This window comes from Balneola sp., from assembly GCA_002694685.1.
GTDB lineage: Bacteria > Bacteroidota > Rhodothermia > Balneolales > Balneolaceae > Gracilimonas.
On record NZMW01000001.1, the window covers coordinates 543,999 to 561,867 of the forward strand.

The 17,869-nt window shown below is 40.7% G+C and carries 15 protein-coding genes; 3 read left to right on the plus strand and 12 right to left on the minus strand.

Going from position 1 to position 17,869, the window contains the following annotated elements; translation table 11 throughout:
• Positions 1–2: 2 nt before the first annotated feature.
• From rbfA to CL667_02390, 4 genes are all read right to left on the minus strand, one after another.
• Entirely contained in the window at positions 3–377 is a 375-nt protein-coding gene (rbfA, locus tag CL667_02375) for a ribosome-binding factor A (GenBank protein MAL16531.1), read from the minus strand.
• Positions 378–448: 71 nt separating this feature from the next.
• Positions 449–3,307 (minus strand): translation initiation factor IF-2, encoded by a 2,859-nt coding sequence (locus CL667_02380; GenBank protein ID MAL16532.1) that lies wholly within the window; start codon positions 3,305–3,307, stop codon positions 449–451.
• 57 nt (positions 3,308–3,364) lie between these two features.
• A complete protein-coding gene (locus CL667_02385; GenBank protein ID MAL16533.1) occupies positions 3,365–4,621 on the minus strand; it encodes a transcription termination/antitermination protein NusA in 1,257 nt (418 codons plus the stop codon).
• Between the two features lie 12 nt (positions 4,622–4,633).
• Positions 4,634–5,104: a ribosome maturation factor gene (locus CL667_02390; protein MAL16534.1), complete on the minus strand. Its 471-nt coding sequence runs from the start codon at positions 5,102–5,104 to the stop codon at positions 4,634–4,636.
• A gap of 202 nt (positions 5,105–5,306) precedes the next feature.
• Here CL667_02390 and CL667_02395 point away from each other — a divergent pair, with 202 nt between their 5' ends.
• From CL667_02395 to CL667_02405, 3 genes are all read left to right on the plus strand, one after another.
• On the plus strand, positions 5,307–5,795 hold the full coding sequence (locus CL667_02395; protein ID MAL16535.1) for a hypothetical protein: 489 nt from the start codon (positions 5,307–5,309) through the stop codon (positions 5,793–5,795).
• An 80-nt stretch (positions 5,796–5,875) separates the two neighbouring features.
• Positions 5,876–7,588: a hypothetical protein gene (locus CL667_02400; GenBank protein MAL16536.1), complete on the plus strand. Its 1,713-nt coding sequence runs from the start codon at positions 5,876–5,878 to the stop codon at positions 7,586–7,588.
• Positions 7,545–8,360, plus strand: coding sequence for a sugar-binding protein (locus CL667_02405; GenBank protein MAL16537.1), 816 nt, complete (start codon positions 7,545–7,547; stop codon positions 8,358–8,360). Before CL667_02400 ends, CL667_02405 begins: the two co-directional genes overlap by 44 nt.
• A gap of 51 nt (positions 8,361–8,411) precedes the next feature.
• On the opposite strand, the gene CL667_02410 is transcribed toward CL667_02405, so the two are convergent.
• The 8 genes from CL667_02410 to CL667_02445 all read right to left on the minus strand — a co-directional run bounded on the left by CL667_02410 (position 8,412) and on the right by CL667_02445 (position 17,853).
• Positions 8,412–11,786, minus strand: coding sequence for a hypothetical protein (locus tag CL667_02410; protein ID MAL16538.1), 3,375 nt, complete (start codon positions 11,784–11,786; stop codon positions 8,412–8,414).
• A gap of 164 nt (positions 11,787–11,950) precedes the next feature.
• Positions 11,951–12,238, minus strand: a complete 288-nt coding sequence (locus CL667_02415; protein MAL16539.1) for a superoxide dismutase — start codon at positions 12,236–12,238, stop codon at positions 11,951–11,953.
• Positions 12,239–12,292: 54 nt separating this feature from the next.
• Positions 12,293–13,318, minus strand: a complete 1,026-nt coding sequence (locus CL667_02420) for a class 1 fructose-bisphosphatase (GenBank protein MAL16540.1) — start codon at positions 13,316–13,318, stop codon at positions 12,293–12,295.
• Between the two features lie 83 nt (positions 13,319–13,401).
• The gene (locus tag CL667_02425; protein ID MAL16541.1) at positions 13,402–13,998 is read right to left on the minus strand and encodes a dephospho-CoA kinase; all 597 of its coding nucleotides are present in this window, start codon (positions 13,996–13,998) and stop codon (positions 13,402–13,404) included.
• 1 nt (position 13,999) lies between these two features.
• Positions 14,000–15,583 carry an L-aspartate oxidase gene (locus CL667_02430; GenBank protein ID MAL16542.1) on the minus strand — a complete coding sequence of 528 codons (1,584 nt, stop codon included), beginning with the start codon at positions 15,581–15,583 and terminating at the stop codon, positions 14,000–14,002.
• The gene (locus tag CL667_02435; GenBank protein MAL16543.1) at positions 15,570–16,655 is read right to left on the minus strand and encodes a peptide chain release factor 2; all 1,086 of its coding nucleotides are present in this window, start codon (positions 16,653–16,655) and stop codon (positions 15,570–15,572) included. Before CL667_02435 ends, CL667_02430 begins: the two co-directional genes overlap by 14 nt.
• Positions 16,656–16,698: 43 nt before the next feature.
• Positions 16,699–16,968, minus strand: coding sequence for a hypothetical protein (locus CL667_02440; GenBank protein MAL16544.1), 270 nt, complete (start codon positions 16,966–16,968; stop codon positions 16,699–16,701).
• A gap of 108 nt (positions 16,969–17,076) precedes the next feature.
• On the minus strand, positions 17,077–17,853 hold the full coding sequence (locus CL667_02445; protein ID MAL16545.1) for a hypothetical protein: 777 nt from the start codon (positions 17,851–17,853) through the stop codon (positions 17,077–17,079).
• Positions 17,854–17,869 lie beyond the last annotated feature (16 nt).

Here is a 17,869-nt window from a genome sequence, read left to right on the forward strand (position 1 = left end):
GATTAATCTTCAGTAGGTGTATCAGGATCTTCGTCTGGGATATCAACTTTACTGAGAAGCTGCTCCATTTTATTGACGTACTCAGCAGTATCGTCTTGGTAAAAATGAAGCTCAGGTATTTTACGAACCTGATTCTTTATTTTGGAAGCCAGATCATAACGGATTTCTGCTATATGCTCATCAATAAATTCATATACCACTTTTTCATCCCTACCCGGTGAAAAAACGCTTAGGTATACCTTAGCTATCGACAAGTCATCGGTAAGTCTCACATTTGTAACAGTTACAAATGTGCCACTTGGTTGATATGATTTTTGAAGGATTTGGCCCAAGTCTTTTTTAATGACTGCGCCTAACCGTTCTGGTCTGAAACCCATAATATTGGATATCTATAAATTAAATCTCTTATGCAGCAAGCTTTTCTATGAGCCGGCTAAAGATGTGATTATCAAGCTGAATCTTCCAGAGTTCTTTTCTGCTCGGTGATTTTGTAACTCTCAATCTGGTCACCAACTTTGATATCGTTGTATCCCTGGATACTAATACCACATTCGTAACCGCTAGCTACTTCTTTCACATCGTCTTTGAAGCGCTTGAGGGCATCAATTTCACCATCATAAATTACAACTCCATCACGAACCAAGCGGATCGGGTTGTTTCGTTCAATCTTACCTTCGGTCACATAACAACCTGCGATAGTACCAACTTTAGATACTTTGAAGATCTCGCGAACATCAACTACACCCATCATCTGCTCTTTAATTTCAGGTGATAACAGACCTTCAAGGGCATCACGAACTTCATCAACTGCATCATAAATAACGCTGAAGAGTCGGATATCAATTTCCTCATCTTCCGCAAGCTTACGAGCTTGTTGTGTAGGTCGAACCTGGAAACCAATAATGATTGCATCAGAAGCAGAAGCAAGCAATACATCCGATTCGGATATTGCACCCGCTCCGGTATGAATAATATTTACAGCTACTTCGTCGGTACTTAGTTTCTGGAGTGATCCGGAAAGTGCCTCAATGGAACCATCCACATCAGCTTTAACAATAACGTTCAGTTCTGAAACTTCACCAAGAGCAAGTCGGCGTGAAATATCATCAAGTGTCATGTGCTTGGTTGAGCGCATGGCTTGCTCACGACGTATCTGCATACGTTCACTTGCAATCTCTTTAGCTGTTTTTTCATCTTCAGCTACAATCAGTTTGTCACCGGCTTGAGGCATGTCATCAAAACCCATAAGCTGTACAGGTGTTGATGGGCCCGCTTCTTTAATTCGTTCTCCATGTTCGTTCTCCATAGCTCGTACACGGCCAAAACATGGGCCTGCAACAAATGGATCACCAACTTTAAGAGTACCACCCTGAACAAGGATGTTTGATACAATACCTTTTCCTTTGTCCAATCGGGCTTCAAGCACAACGCCATCCGCACGACGATCCGGATTTGCTTTAAGTTCAAGCAGTTCAGCTTCGATTAACAGTTTTTCGAGGAGGTCTTCGATGCCTTGTCCTGTGTGTGCAGAAACTTCCGCATACTGAACATTTCCACCGTATTCCTCAACAATAACATCATGCTCAGAAAGCTGTGTCTTAATTTTGTCAGGATTTACTCCCTCTTTATCAATTTTGTTGATAGCTACTACAATTGGTACACCAGCTGCTTTGGCGTGATTTATAGCCTCAATAGTTTGCGGCATCACTGAGTCATCAGCTGCTACAACCAAAATCACAATATCAGTTGCCTGAGCACCACGAGAACGCATAGCGGTAAAGGCCTCGTGACCCGGAGTATCCAGGAATGTAATGTTATTATCATTGTGTACTACCTGATATGCACCAACGTGCTGGGTAATACCACCGGCCTCACCTGCTGCTACTTTTTCTTCACGAATGTAATCAAGCAATGAGGTTTTACCATGATCAACGTGACCCATTACCGTAATAATAGGAGCACGGTCTTGAAGATCTTCTTCAGCATCTTCAGGAATAGTAAGTTCCTCATCCATCTCTTCAGCCTCGATGAACTCGACTTCCTTACCATACTCTTCAGCTACCAATTCAATAGTACCTGCATCAAGTCGTTGGTTGATTGTAATCATCAACCCAATAGACATACAGACTGAAATAATATCGTTTACGCCAACATCCAGTAGATCAGCAAGCTCGTTTGCAGTAATAAACTCTGTGGTCTCGATAACATCTGATTCGAGCTCCTCGAGTTCCGCCTGCTTTTGCATTTCCTCCTCGCGCTCCTCCTTTCTTTCTCGACGACGTTTTTGACGCTTACTACCCACCGTTTTAGAAGACTGCATCTTCTTCATGGTTTCGCGCATCATTTTATCTACATCGGTCTCGTCAATCTCTTTTTTCTTCTTACGCTTCTTGCGTTTTTTAGAGCTGGTATCAGAATCAGACTTTTTAGACTTGGAAGATGAAGAACTGCTGTCATCTTTTCTGTCTTTTCTACGTTTTCTTTTCTTACGAGGCTTCTTCTCTGTAGTGAAAGATGCTTTTCCTAATACCTTGGTACCCTTTAACTTACCAGCTGACCCACGGATAATCTTTCCGTCTTCATCCTTTTCATCATCATCGTCAGAGTCTTCATCTTTAGTTTCATCTTCATCATCGTTTTCAGACTCGTCATCCTCCTCATCTTCTTCTTCATCTTCGAGGTCTTCAGATTCGTCATCATCAACTTCATCCTCATCATCGTCTTCTTCTACCTTGTCTTCTTCAGCTGCTTCCTCTTCTTCTTTCTTTTTCTTAGCCTCTTTCTCTTCTTTGGCTTTTTTCTGTGCAGCTTCTTTTTCTTCTTTAGCCTTAGCTTCAGCTTCTTTCTTAGCCTTTTCTTCTTCTTTGGCTTTTGCTTCTTCCTTTTCAGCCAGTTCTTCGTCATCAAGAGGCTCAAGGCTTAAATCCTCAGCACTTTCTTTTTTCTTACTTGAAGACTCTTCCTCATCCTGAGGTTCCAGGTCAGCAACGTCATCTTCCGGTTCTAAACCACCCTCGTCTTCGATAGGCTCCAGCACATTATCCAGAGTCACGCTATCATTGCGTTGGTTCATCATTTGACTTCGACGGCTTTCGTACTCCTCACGAGCTTTCTCATGATCGGCACTTTTAGCCTTATCTTCGCCATATACTCCATCTAACACCTCGTACATTTCGGGTGTAATTTTGAAGTTTGGCCGATTGGCAGCGTCAAAGCCATCCTCAGCTAAAGTGTCTACAATACTCTGTGTAGATACGTTAAATTCGGATGCAACTTTAAATAATGGTTTAGGTCTTTTAGACGACATATATAATTTTTAAATGTGAGCTTGTTAAACTAAGAATTTTTAAGTGGAATTGCCGACTTAAGCCTCGTCTTCGAATTCGTAGGCAATAACACTCATAATTTTCTCAGCAAGCTCGATATCTATTTCTTCGTTCGTTCTGCTTACTAATTCTTCCGCATCTAATTCGAGGACTGCTCGTGCGGTGTCGCAGCCTATATCATGGAGTTGTTGAATAACATCGGCACCGAAATCAACTTCAAACTCGTCGATATCGATATCGTCTTCGGCTTCAACCTCACGATATACATCAATTTCTACTTCAGCTAGCTTGGACGCAAGGCGGATATTAACTCCACCCTTACCAATTGCTTTCGATACTTCGTCAGCCGGAACCAATACATTTGCATGCTTGGTTTCTTCATTCAACTCTACTTTTAATACCTCAGCAGGCTGAAGGGCTCTTTTGATAAACTCAAATTTATCCGGAGTAAAATTAATTACATCAATATTTTCGTTTTGAAGCTCGCGGACGATGGCATGAATTCGAATTCCTTTCATACCAACACAAGCTCCAACGGGATCAACACGCTCATCGTGAGATAAAACAGCAACTTTAGAGCGATCACCCGGAGCACGTGCAATACGTACTAATTCAATAATCCCGTCAAATACTTCCGGGATTTCATTTTCAAATAGTCGCTCAAGAAACAACTCTGAAGTTCTGGAAATAATAACCGTTGGATTACCATTTCTCATATGTACGCCGGTTACAACAGCGCGAATGGTATCCCCTTTGCGGTAACGATCTTTATAAATCTGCTCACTTTTAGGAAGCAAAAGTTCAACACCGTTGTGATTAACAAGAATGTCTTTGTTTTGACGAACCTGGTATACATCCCCAAGTATAATCTCACCAACACGGTCGGTGTAATCTTCGTAAATATTATCTTTCTCGATTTCGCGAATACGCTGAGCCAGTTGCTGACGAGCCATCGTAACTGCACGTCGGCCAAAGTCTGTAATTTGAATTTCCTGAGCCAGCTCATCATAAAGCTCAATATCAGGATCTACTTTTTGAGCGTCCTCCAAAGTAATCTCGGCAACTTCATCCGTAATCTCATCAGCAGGAACAACTTCCTGTACATGCAAAAGCTGGATTTCTCCACGGTCAGCATTTAAGATTACCTCAAATGACTCATCGGACTCATATTTTTTTCGGATCATAGTCCTGAATACATCTTCCAAAATGGAAAGAAGCATATCTCGGTCGATGCCTTTCTCATGTGCAATCTCTGCAAAGGAGGAGATAATCTGTTTTGATAATTCGTTCTGCATTAGTGTATGTAATTAAATTACGGGGATCATTTTAGTTTCAACGATATTGTCAAAAGGAATCTTAGTTTCAACTTCCTCTTTATCGGTAATAGCTACAACATCGTCTTCTATGCCGGTGATGACTCCTTCAATCTTTATATACTCACCGTCGTTATTTTTGAATTTAATAGTAGCAACACGGCCTTCATTCTTAGCGTACTGCCTTCTGTCACTCAGCGGACGGCTAAGTCCGGGTGAAGAAACATTCAGTCGATATTTTTTATCAAATAAGTCATGAGCTTCTGTTAAAAATCCCAATTCTTTGCTTATTTCAGCACAGCTATCGAGACTAACTCCACCTTCCTCACTGTCAAGAAGTACCCAGACTTCTGTTTGTCCACCGTGGGTTTTTAATTCAATATCCACAACAAACAAATTGTGCTCCTCGGCAAGAGGTTCCGCTAAATCCTTAATATTTTTGATTATATCAATCTGCATTTCTATCAAATTCTGAAACAAAAAAAAGCGAGTGCCTTCCGACGCTCACTGCTCACCAAAGGTAGCTTTATTTCGTCTAAATTTCAATGAAACAAACAGATTGAAGCTACATTCATTTTTTGCATTCATACTTTTTGGAGTTAATTTCTCGGCTGTCTGCTAATCGGATTCACTCTTTGTCATTATTATTAACCAATAAAAAGCCTTCATGAAGTTCCAAAGTCACTTATCTATTTATTTAGCCTTCGCTCTCCTCCTATTTATTTCAGCATGCGGAAGCGAGAAGAAAAATGAAGCCGATGCCCCAAAGCAAGGACGAGAATTGGAATTCACAGAACAAGTAACCTTCATCTCTACTGATGGTGAAGAGATATCAACCATACGAGCTGCTTTAGCAAATGATCCGGATGAACGAAATCAAGGACTGATGGACGTAAATGAAATGCCTATGGATGCAGGTATGCTGTTTATATTTCCAGATGAGTCCCCAAGAAGTTTCTACATGGCAAATACTCCGCTCCCCCTCGATATCATTTTTGTAAGTGCCGATAGTACCATTGTTCGTATTCATCAAAGTACTACCCCTTTTGACAGTGGTCAGCTCCCTTCCGGAAAACCTGCAAAATTTGTGGTAGAAACCAACGGTGGCTATTGTGTTTCTAATGATATTCAGGAAGGAATGCGTATCCGGTTTTAACGAGAAAAGGGTTTCGTGAAAAATCTTCTCACTTTACCTTTGTTTTATTTCGTGGTTAATTCATTCTAAAAAAAATCACGATGATGAAAATATTTCTCACGCTTAGTCTCAGCATTTTAACTCTGGGAATAAACCCGAGTGCACATGCTTATTTCCAATCTACTTCAAGTCCGGCATTATTAACAGAGGACGTCTCCATTAGACCCATACTGGAATTACCGTCTTCCCCAACCCGGATTTCATATAATAAAGCTGACGGCAATCTCTACATGATCCGCCAGAATGGAGTGCTTTCCTTTATAGATATCGATGCCGGTACAAATACCTACCAGCAAGGAAGTGGCGATCACGGACTTGGTGACGTACAAGGGATGGATATATCCGATGAAGGGGAAATATACCTGGTCGGCAATAGCCGGAATAATGGAGACTTCACCAATACAGCTGTTATTATGAAAGGCGTAAACACAGATGGTAGCTGGACCTGGACTAAAGTAGCCGAGACAGAACCCTACCCTCTTAGTAACACCGCTTTTGATCACATTGCCAATGCGATTGTCATAAGCCCTGATCAGTCAACTTTATATATAAACAGTGGATCCAGAACGGATCACGGTGAAGTGCATGATGTGGATGGAAGATATCCGGGTTTACGAGAAGCACCTCTGACCGCTAAGATACTTAAGGTCCCGGCAGATGCTTCGGGGTTAGTTTTAGAAAATGATATCGAATTCCTTCGTTCAAATGGATACATCCATGCTGAAGGAACCCGTAATAGTTTCACACTAGCTTTTGATGCTGAAGGCAATCTTTTTGGTGGTGAAAATGCCGGGGACCGGGATGATCCTGAAGAACTGAACTGGCTAAGGGAAGGTGAGCATTATGGTTTTCCATGGGTTATAGGCGGCAATGAAACCCCTATGCAATTTGATGGATATGATTGGGAAAATGATCCCTTTGTTGATCCAAATTCAACCGCTGCAAACGGTGGCTTCTTTTATAACGACCCAGACTACCCGGCTCCTCCTGAAGGAGTTACATTTGCTTCAGCAGTAGTAAATACCGGACCAGACGTAGATAATTATAGAGATGCTGCCGATGGACAAATCAAGGATGCCAGTGATCAGGATACCGTTCTCACAACTTTTGTATCTCACCTTTCACCCTCGGGATTAGTATTCGACGTTGATGGGAATATGGGTGGCGAGTATAAAGGTGATGCTTTCATTATGGGATTTTCAAGTACTACCGGTGGAGCCTTCCTGATTGATCGCATGGATTACATTGGTGGAAACCTGATTCATCTGGAACTCACTAAAAATGAAAGCGGTGACAACTATGAAGTACAGGTAAAAAACTTGATTCAAGGTTTTCTAAATCCTATTGACGCAGAAATCATTGGAAATAAAATTTATGTACTTGAATTTGGTAATGATAGCTGGCTCAACGCAAACAGAACTACCCAGTTATATGAAGTGACCTTCCCGGGAATGAGTACTTCTGCTGAAGAAACTGAATCAATTGCAACGGATTTTAGATTGTCCCAGAATTATCCAAATCCCTTCAATCCTACCACAAATATCCCATTTGTACTAAAGAGCCCGGGATTTGTAGAAATTGAAGTTTCAAATACATTAGGCAAGCAAGTGGCAAGCCTGGTAAATCGATCAATGAGTGCTTCAGCACATGAGACAACTTTTGATGCCTTAAACCTTCCATCCGGAGTCTATTTCTATACCCTAAAAGTTGATGGTGTTATCACTCAAACAAAGAAGATGTTACTTCTTAAATAAGATTAAAATGACCCGACTTACTCTTACTATGCTGTCTATCGCACTCATTTGTGGAGCGTGTAGCAGCCAAACCAGTAACAATAAAATTGAAGATGGACCTGAGCGCGAACGACCTGATACGGATTATGTAGCTTACAAAACCACATCAATTACTATTGACGGTGTTGCAGATGAAAAAGCCTGGGACGAAGCAGAATGGAATGACATTGATCAGCGCTGGCTGGGCGAACCCTATTCCGAGGATGACTTCTCAGGTCGCTTCAAAATTAGCTGGGATGATGATTTTTTGTATCTGATGGCTGAAATTACCGATGATGCCCTTGTTGAAATGTATGAAGGCACCGATCAATATTGGAACGATGATATTTTGGAAGTTTTCGTAGATGAGGACTTATCAGGTGGTGATCACCAGTATAACTATAATGCCTTTGCTTACCATATAGACACTAATTATGATGTGTTCGACCTCGGCACCGACCGAAACCCGCATTATTTCAACGACCATGTAGAGGTAAAATATGGCGCCGTAGGTACAACCTACACGTGGGAAGTTGCCATCAAAGTATATGATGATACTTTTGTGAGAGATCAGGAAAACACACCGGTTAAACTATCTAGTGGCAAACAAATGGGATTTGCAGTTGCTTACTGCGATAATGATAACAGCCAAATTCGTGAGAACTTCATTGGTTCTGAAGTGATTGAAGGTGAAGACAAAAATCGTGGCTGGATAGATGCGGGAATTTTCGGCTCTTTACAACTCGTCGAATAACACCCTACTATGCAAATAAGCGCTCGTACCCGTGATATGGGCGTAGCGGGATCATTTAATTAATATCATTTTTTTGATACCAATCTTATCATATTGCTTAAGCTTATAAATGTAAATACCACTACTTAATCTCGAGGCATCAAAACTAATTGTATGCCTGCCAACCGGCATTTTTTTACTGACAAGAGTAGCTACTTTTTGACCTAAAAGATTATAAACGGTAAGATTTACAACCCCAGTTTCTGGTACTAGAAAACTAATATTCGTAGTTGGGTTAAAAGGATTCGGGTAGTTTTGCATGAGCTCAAAATCTGTAATTGGTTCTATTCCCTCATCTACAGAGACAGATACACTATCTATTGATAACACTGGCGGGTTATTTCTTAAACTAGGAAATGTATTTCCTTCCATAACCCAAATATTATCAAAATCCCAATCAGTAAAAGAGGCTTCATCTAGCATCTCACTAGTCGTTAATCCTTTAATTCCTGAACCACTATATCCATTTGCTCCTAAACTGATACTAGTCGAGTCAATATTCCAATAATTTGATTTTAATATTCCTGATACGAATTCCCCTAAAAAACTTTTAGCATTATTAGATTCATTAGTTATTCTTCCACTGTAGTAATTATTGGTTATTTCTGCTATTTCATTTGTAAATGTAAATGTGGCGTTATAACCTACAAATCCGCCAATATCTTGCCCATTATTGTTTGTGCTGACTGTACTCCTACTATAGTTATTAGTAATCAATCCCCCCCTATTAGATCCAACCAATCCCCCAACTTGTATCTGACCAGTTACTTTACCATTTGAAAAACTTTCAGATATCCTGCTTCCATAATCTAACTGCCCAAGAAGACCTCCAATACCACTTTCAGTTCCAATTACTTCACCCTTTGAGGAACTAAGTTTAATGATAGCTCCTTCGTTTGCATATCCTACCAACCCTCCTATATAAGTACTACCCTCAATTTTTACATCAACTGAATGGCTTTGACTTACAACTGTGGAATCTCCTATCTCACCTACTAATCCGCCTACGACTTCATCGCCACTTATACTGCCAGAAATATACACCTCAATAATTGAGCCTCCACTCACAGTACCAGCCAACCCTCCAGCATATCGGTTACCAATTATAGTTACTCCATCAAGTACTATTCTTTTAAAATTAGCTTCACGACTAAATCCAAAAAAACCTATTTGATTTGAATCTGGTCGATTAATAAATAAGCCGCTTATTTTAAAACCACTACCGTCAAAACTACCAGTAAATCTTGAAGAAATTGGATTAGATTCATCTCCAATAGGTTTCCAGCCTTCCCCAGAGTTATATGGCTTCTGATCAAGCTCGATATCGCCTACAAGAACAAAATGCTTATTGAGAAATAATCGAATAGAATCTAACTGAGAAGCAGTTGCAATTTGCCAAGGATTATCTGGTGTGCCTAACCCGCCAGCAAATAAGCCGTTACCATTTTGAGCTACGGGCAATGGATCCTGTGGATTATTCTTTAGCCATGGAAATGTCCCTTCATCGAGATTCCAAATCTCCATAAAATCCCAGTCCTTAAAAGATGAATCTTGGCTCATCTCCAAAGAAGTTAATCCAGTTAAACCAATAACATCATCATTAGGTATACCAATAAGAGTACTTACATCTACATTCCAGTAGCTTGATTCAATTTCACCTGAATTAAAAACTCCGATAAATCCACCAAAAGAATCTTTACCTACTAATGGAGATGCTGAATAGGAATTCACAATAGATGAATTTGTATTCTCCCCAATGAATCCACCAACCCCTGAATTCCCAAAAATAGAACCTACAGAATAACTGTTTGTTATAGTTGAATTATCACTATAACCAATGAAACCACCAATTCTTTCATCATCACTTTCTACAGAAGAGGAAGAATAACTTTGTGTTATAAAAGTATTTTTAGCAAAGCCAATCAAACCTCCTGTATGTATAGCTTCAGCGTTTACGGAACCAGTTGAACTACTTCTCTCAATAGTTGAATTTTCACTTTTTCCTACCAAGCCTCCACTTTCATTTCTCCCAATAATTTCTGAATTAGCACTGCTATTTAAAATAGTTGATTCATAATTACTACCCACTAATCCTCCAGTAAGTCCTGATCCATTTACATTACCTGAAAAATAACTGCTATCAATTACCGACATAAAAGCGCTCCTGCCGGTTAATCCACCTGTTAAACTTTCGCCAACAACAATCGCTCCTGTGAAGTCATAGCCAGTAACTACCGATTCTGCGAAACTATTATGGATAGTAGAATTAGTATTATCTCCTACTAAACCACCGGTCAAAATTCCTAATCCATTTTCAGGGTTTACGCCAGTTATAGCCCCTTTTGCATTGCTATTATAAATGAAAGAATCTTCGTTCCACCCAACAAGTCCCCCGGTAGCTTCTTCTCCAGTTACAGTTCCTGAGTAATAACTACTATCAATCACAAAGCCACTCGTATTATACCCAACCAGCCCTCCAGTCTTTTGTTGTCCTGTTACTTCCCCAGTTGCATAACTACTAATAATCTTTGAAGTTTCTTCATCAAATCCACTAGTCCTTCCAACTAAGCCCCCTGTATATTCAATTCCTGTGACCTTGCTGGTTACAAAACTTTCTATAATTGTTGTTCTGCTATTAAATCCTATCAACCCACCAGTATCACTACCAGTTCCTATTATGGCTCCTTCAGAATGATTACTATTACTTATAATTGCTTGGCTGGTATAACCTACGAGACCTCCTGTATACTCAATACCATCTACTTTTCCAGTGGCAAAGCTACTTGCTAAGGTTGTATTACTACTAAGTGACCCTGCAATCCCACCTGTTCGATTATTTCCTATTACTTCACCCTCAAAAGAGCTATTACTTATGATTGAAGTTCTATTAATTAAAGAGCCAACTAAGCCCCCAATGTTTTGATTACCCTTAACTGCACCGTCAATACTTGAAGAATCAATTGAAGTAAAGTCTGCGAAACCTACTAAACCCCCTACATGCTCATTACCAATCACATTTATATTGAGAAGAACTACTTTCGTAAAAGAAGCAGACGAAGTGTATCCAAATAGCCCAACTGATCTTGAATTAGGTTTATTGATGTACAAACCACTAATAGTATAGCCATTACCGTCAAAGCTGCCACCAAAGCGTATTGAATTCTCTCCCAAGAATCCAATGGGTTCCCATCCTTCGCCGGTATTAAATGGAGCCACATCCAGATCAATGTCTTCTGTTAAAATAAAATGGTCTTCTAAAAAATATCTAGTTGAATCAAGCTGTGCAGCATTACTGATTTGGTAGGGAGCATTTTCAGTTCCATCCCCTGCTGAAAACTGACTAAACCCTTTTATTGGAATGACTAATAAGAAAAGTATTAGCGCCACGTCATACTTCTTGAATATACCCACTTTATACCCTCACCTTTTTAAACTTATACCCGAAAACTATTTTAAATACTAAGTTCAATTTAGTATACATTTAGCAATCATGCCAATAATGTCAGCTAACTTTTAAAGCCAGAGTATTTATTAGAAGAGACCTAAATTACTTAAACAAACAAGCGTTCGTACCCGTGATATGGGCGAAGTGGAATGAGTTCGAAGCTGATTAAGCCCTTTTGTACAAGCGGTAGTGAAGCCAGTTTTTCTTCGGCTTCTTCTACATTTTCACATTCCAAAATTAAAACAGCTTCCGGTTTGTCGTCACGAAAGTACATCTCTCGAATTATACCTTCTTTATAAAGATCCCAGCCTTTTTGAGCCTCATCTCTCAAGTGAGGCACAAAATCCCGTTTAGAAAGTCCCTCTGCTTCTTTTTGAATAGCAATTATTCTCATAGGTCAGTTCTGAATTAGAAGTAAGCTAATAGTAAGAATATTATAAACAGACTGCTACTGTTCTACAGCAGCATACTCTTCAAGGAAATCCATCACTTTCCTGACATTTTGCTTCGAGCCAATGTAGATCGGTGTTTGCTGATGAATAGACTTCGGCTGAAGATCCATAATTCGAGTTTGTCCATCCGTTGCCATTCCCCCTGCTTGTTCAATGATAAAACTAAGCGGATTACATTCGTACATAAGGCGAAGTTTACCGTTTGGATACTTCTTGCTGTGAGGATATATAAAGATTCCCCCTTTTATCAACGTTCGGTGAATATCCGCTACCATAGAACCGATATAACGAGCTGAATATGGTCGTTCGGAATCAGCATCTTCTTCCTGACAATACTTAATATACTTTTTAAGCCCTAAATCCCATGAATTGTAGCTTCCCTCATTAATACTATAAATGGGTCCGTGTTCCGGCATTTTTATACCGCGATCACTCAAAATAAATTCGCCAATGCTCGGGTCAAGAGTAAAAATGGAAACACCGAGTCCAGTTGTGTAGGCCAGAGTAGTACTTGAACCATACAATACATAGCCCGCTGCTACCTGCCGAACACCGGGTTGGAGAGCATCATCTTCTCTTACGGTTGGATCGAACCGTGCTTCTCTCATATAGACTGAAAAAATGCTCCCAATAGAAACATTCACATCTATATTTGAAGACCCATCTAAAGGATCCAGGTAAACAATATACTTCCCGCCTTTACTTCCTAACTTGACAACTCCATCATTTTCTTCAGAGATAACCATACAGGTAATGAGCGATCGGTCCAAAGCCGAAATAAGCTGTTGGTCTGCAAAAAGATCCAGCTTCTTTACTGATTCACCATGTATATTTGTTGAGCCATCATATCCTAAGATATTCGTAATACCTGCCTTGTTTACTTCACGCGAGATAATCTTGGCGGCAAGGCCAATATCCCTAAGCAGCTGCGAAAGTTCTCCTGTAGCTCCAGGGAACCTATTTTGGGACTGAATGATGTATTCTTCTAAGGTTACCAATCTTGATTCCTTTGTATTAGGCATAAATGCTGAGTTATTTTTGGAAGCGCTTTTCTGAAAGATAATAATGTTTTTCTAACAAAATCTTCATCATTTTAAGATTCTAATCACTTAGCCTGCACGAGCTTATCAAATATCTCATGAGCTTTGCTTTTCAACTCCTCAAGGGTTCCATTATTGAGTACTATAAAATCAGCTAAATGGGTCAGGGACTGGAAATCTGGCTGCTTCTCCACTCGCCCTACTACTTGTTCTCTGCCCGATTGATCTCGTTCTACCGTCCGCTCTATTCGCTGTTCCTGATCAGCCATCACAATTATAACAAAGTCCAAATCCTTTGGGCGACCGTTTTGAAGTAGTATCGCTGCTTCTTTGGCAAATACTTCTACTCCTTCTTGCTCTTTCTTATTAGCAAGTTCTTCAGCGCGTTCCCAAAGTACAGGATGAACCAGTTCATTTAACTCTTCTACTCTTCCTTTTTCGAAGGCCTCTTTAGCCAGATAGGGCCGATTCAGATTCCCTTCAGAGTCATAGGATTCATCCCCAAATACCTTCGTTATTTTTTGCTGAAGTTTAGGGTCTTCCTGCATAAGCTGTTTTGCGAAGTCATCAGCATACAAAACGTAAGCACCTAGCTTTTCCCATTCTTTGCAGAAAGTTGTTTTGCCGGAACCAATTCCGCCGGTGATGCCTACTTTAATCATACTAAATTACCGTTGTAACTTTTTCATCAGATAGGTTGGGATAATCCGTATTAAAATGCAGCCCCCTGCTTTCTTTTCTCTGCATAGCTGAACGCACAATCAAATGACCAACGCAAACCAGATTCCGCAATTCACAAAGTGGAACGCTTACCTTGGTTCTAAAATAGAAATCTTCGGTTTCTTCGAAAAGCAACTCTGTTCTGCGCTGAGCTCTTTCTAATCTCAAATCACTTCGAACTATACCTACATAGTTAGACATCACACTACGTAACTCTTGCCGATTGTGAGAGATCAAGACCCACTCTTCCGTATTAGCCGTCCCGCTCTCATCCCACTCAGGGATATCATCATTTAGGTGAAATTGATCCATTAATTGAATGGACTTTTTATACGCCTGGTCAGCAAAGACAAGTGATTCTAACAAGCTGTTTGAAGCCAATCGATTTGCCCCATGTAGTCCGGTACAAGCCGTTTCACCACAGGCAAAAAGGCGATCTATAGTGGTCTGACCATTTAAATCAGTGGCAATTCCACCACAAGTGTAGTGTGTGGCTGGAACTACTGGAATCTGATTTACGGTAATATCCAGTCCGTATTTTAGGCAGGTTTCATAAATAGTCGGAAATTCTTCAATGATGGCTTCTGCATCAAGGTGAGTCACGTCCAGAAACACGTAATCGTCCCCGCGCTTTTTAAGCTGATCATCAATAGCGCGAGCAACAATATCACGAGGTGCCAGCTCTTTACGTTCGTCATACTTCTCCATAAAGGCTTCACCGGCAGTATTCCTTAGAATCCCTCCAAAGCCACGTACGGCTTCTGAAATCAAAAAAGAACCTGCTTCAGGAATCGCTAAACTGGTGGGGTGAAATTGAACAAACTCCATATTTTCAACTCGAGCTTTTGCCCGATAAGCCATCGCAATCCCATCTCCCGTAGCAACCGGTGGATTTGTGGTGTGAAGGTAAACTTCCCCGGCTCCTCCAGAAGCCAAAACAGTTACCTTTGCAAGCATTCGTTTTACTTCATCCCCTTTTTCGTCTAATACATAGGCTCCAAAACAGTGAATTTTATCCAGGTTTTTCACTTTTTGTCCTAGATGATGCTCCGTTAAAAGCTCCATGGCAAAGTGGTGTTCAAAAATCTCAATGTTTGGATGGTTTCGAACTTGGTTCACCATTACGGATTCAATCTCAAATCCGGTAGCATCGGCAGCATGAACTATGCGGTTTTCGGAATGACCGCCTTCACGTCCTAAATCTAATTCCCCGTTTTTTTTGGTGAATTGAACGCCATAATCAATCAGTTCCTGTATAAGCCTTGGACCTTCTTTAACTACAAGCTCCACCGCATCCTGATTGCATAAACCCGCTCCAGCTTCAAGGGTATCAGCAATATGCTTGTCGAAGGAATCGTGCTTGGTAAGTACGCCCGCAATACCGCCCTGAGCATAAGCCGTATTGGCTTCCATGATCTCTTTTTTTGTTACAAGCGCTACATTTCCATGTTGGGCCGCTTTCAATGCGAAAGTGAGCCCGGCAATACCACTGCCAATCACAAGAAAATCGTAGCTATACTTCGGCATCCTGTAAGAGATAAGCTTTAATGAATTCATCCAGATCACCGTCCATCACTCCACCCACATCGCTGGTTTCATAGTTGGTACGGTGATCTTTAACGCGCTGGTCGTCAAATACGTAGCTCCGGATTTGAGAACCCCATTCGTTTTTGCTTTTTGAGCCTTCAAGCTTAGCTTTTTCTGCTTCCTGAATTTCCTTCTCCAGCTCGTATATGCGCGACTTAAGCAATACCATGGCCTTTTCGCGATTCTGAAGTTGAGAACGCTCCTGCTGACATTCAGCAACAACCTTTTGTGTAGAGCCATCAGAAAGCTCTCCTTCCCAAATCAACCGAACTCCAGTTTCAACTTTGTTTACGTTCTGTCCACCGGCTCCACTGGAGTGAAAACGTTGAAGCTCAACTTCACTCTCGTTGATATTTACTTCAATCGTATCATCAATTAAAGGAGCTACAAAAACTGAACAAAATGAGGTATGACGTCGGGCATTGCTATCAAATGGCGAAACACGCACAAGACGGTGAACCCCGCTTTCTGCTTTCAAAAAGCCATATGCATTATCACCCTGAACTTCGATAGTAGCACTTTTGAGTCCGGCAACATCTCCATCCTGATAATCAATTACAGATATTTTAAAACCGGCTTTCTCAGCCCAGCGGGTGTGCATGCGATAGAGCATTTCTCCCCAATCCTGACTTTCTGTTCCTCCGGCTCCCGGATTAAAGGTTACAATAGCATCGCGGTGGTCATCCGGACCACTAAGCATATTGCGGAGCTCCATTTCATCCAGCGCTTTCTCGAGTTTTGTATACTCAGTTTGGATGTCGCTTTCAACATCTTCGCCCATCTCCTGAAACTCGAGGTAAACGTTGATGCTATCGCGAAGGTCATTCAGGTTATCCCAACCTTCAACAAGGCTCTTCTCATGATTAAGCTCTTTCATAATTGACTGAGCTTTATCAGGGTCATTCCAAAATTCCGGATTCTGAGTCTGTTCGGTAAGTTCTATTATTCGGACTTTTCGTTTTTCGTAGTCAAAGGTACCCCCTGAGCGCGTCCACACGCTCATAGAGTTCATTAAGGTGATCTGTATTAATAGCCATCTGTGTACTTAAGTTCTTTTATTTTCCAATTCTGGAAATGAGTGCTCCTACAAATAAGCCCGCTACAAAAGCAATTCCCAACCCTTGCTCAGGGTGAGCGCGTACATAGCGACGGGCATTTCTGTATTCATGCTTTAATTCACGCTCTAATCCATCACGCTCATACTTTAATCTGTCTAAAAGTACGTCGTATGTATCTTCAGCCTTACTTTGAAGAGCTTCAGTTGTGTCATAGATTGTGTCTTCAATATCTTTTTTCGAGATCGATTTTTTGTTTGATGCAGCCATAATATCTCCTGTTTAGTTACTCTGAAAATACAAATTCGATTACTAAAATTTGGTGTGTTTTAATCAACTAACAATTTTAAAAAACAGAGGCTCCAAATTTGGTTCTCCTTATTCAAAGCGGTCTAAACTTCGAATCCAGATATTCCGATAACTGACCTCAGAATTGTGATCTTGCAGTCGTATAGGAGCCTTTCCATGTGCTGAGTATTCAGGCAATCCGATATAAACGGTAGGTCCTTTTATCTCTGTATTATTTTGAACTACTACCCCATTCCAAACTACCGTCATTCGGGCTGAAGTTTTCACAGAACCGTCTTCATTAAACTCGGGTGCTGTATAAGAGATATTGTAAGACTGCCACTCTCCCGGTTTTTTTGCCGGATTTACTAAAGGAACAGATTGTTTATAAATACTTCCAGCCATGCCGTTTACATAGGTTGGGTTTTCCCAGGCATCCAGTACTTGAAGTTCGTATCTGTTTTGAAGAAAAATTCCGCTATTGCCACGATCCTGACCTTTGTGCTCCATATTCATTGGAGAACGCCACTCTACATAGAGCTGTACGCTACCAAATGTATCTTTACTAAGGATGGCTCCTGTTCCGGGTACAACGGTCATGTGCCCGTCTTCAACTTTCCATTTCACTTCCCCACCATCATTCATTGATTTCCACTGGCTTAAGTCAGAACCATCAAAAAGTACCGTCGCGTCTGATGGTGGTTTAAGAAAATGGTTTTCAGCCGGTGTTACTTTCGGTGGAACAGGTTCGTAAAATTCAGTGTCTTCCGGTTTCATATTTGCTGTATCCTGACTAAAAGCATTCAAGGTAAGTCCTACTAAAAATACCATTGATAAAAGGGCACACTTATTAAATAAAGAGTTCATACGATTACTTTTGAGG

What these genes read in the sequence shown, in the direction of transcription:
- rbfA (MAL16531.1), bottom strand. Translation starts at nt 377, where the DNA reads ATGGGTTTCAGACCAGAACGGTTAGGCGCAGTCATTAAAAAAGACTTG.
- CL667_02380 (MAL16532.1), bottom strand. Translation starts at nt 3,307, where the DNA reads ATGTCGTCTAAAAGACCTAAACCATTATTTAAAGTTGCATCCGAATTT.
- CL667_02385 (MAL16533.1), bottom strand. Translation starts at nt 4,621, where the DNA reads ATGCAGAACGAATTATCAAAACAGATTATCTCCTCCTTTGCAGAGATT.
- CL667_02395 (MAL16535.1), top strand. Translation starts at nt 5,307, where the DNA reads ATGAAGTTCCAAAGTCACTTATCTATTTATTTAGCCTTCGCTCTCCTC.
- CL667_02400 (MAL16536.1), top strand. Translation starts at nt 5,876, where the DNA reads ATGATGAAAATATTTCTCACGCTTAGTCTCAGCATTTTAACTCTGGGA.
- CL667_02405 (MAL16537.1), top strand. Translation starts at nt 7,545, where the DNA reads ATGGTGTTATCACTCAAACAAAGAAGATGTTACTTCTTAAATAAGATT.
- CL667_02415 (MAL16539.1), bottom strand. Translation starts at nt 12,238, where the DNA reads ATGAGAATAATTGCTATTCAAAAAGAAGCAGAGGGACTTTCTAAACGG.
- CL667_02420 (MAL16540.1), bottom strand. Translation starts at nt 13,318, where the DNA reads ATGCCTAATACAAAGGAATCAAGATTGGTAACCTTAGAAGAATACATC.
- CL667_02425 (MAL16541.1), bottom strand. Translation starts at nt 13,998, where the DNA reads ATGATTAAAGTAGGCATCACCGGCGGAATTGGTTCCGGCAAAACAACT.
- CL667_02430 (MAL16542.1), bottom strand. Translation starts at nt 15,583, where the DNA reads ATGCCGAAGTATAGCTACGATTTTCTTGTGATTGGCAGTGGTATTGCC.
- CL667_02435 (MAL16543.1), bottom strand. Translation starts at nt 16,655, where the DNA reads ATGAACTCTATGAGCGTGTGGACGCGCTCAGGGGGTACCTTTGACTAC.
- CL667_02440 (MAL16544.1), bottom strand. Translation starts at nt 16,968, where the DNA reads ATGGCTGCATCAAACAAAAAATCGATCTCGAAAAAAGATATTGAAGAC.
- CL667_02445 (MAL16545.1), bottom strand. Translation starts at nt 17,853, where the DNA reads ATGAACTCTTTATTTAATAAGTGTGCCCTTTTATCAATGGTATTTTTA.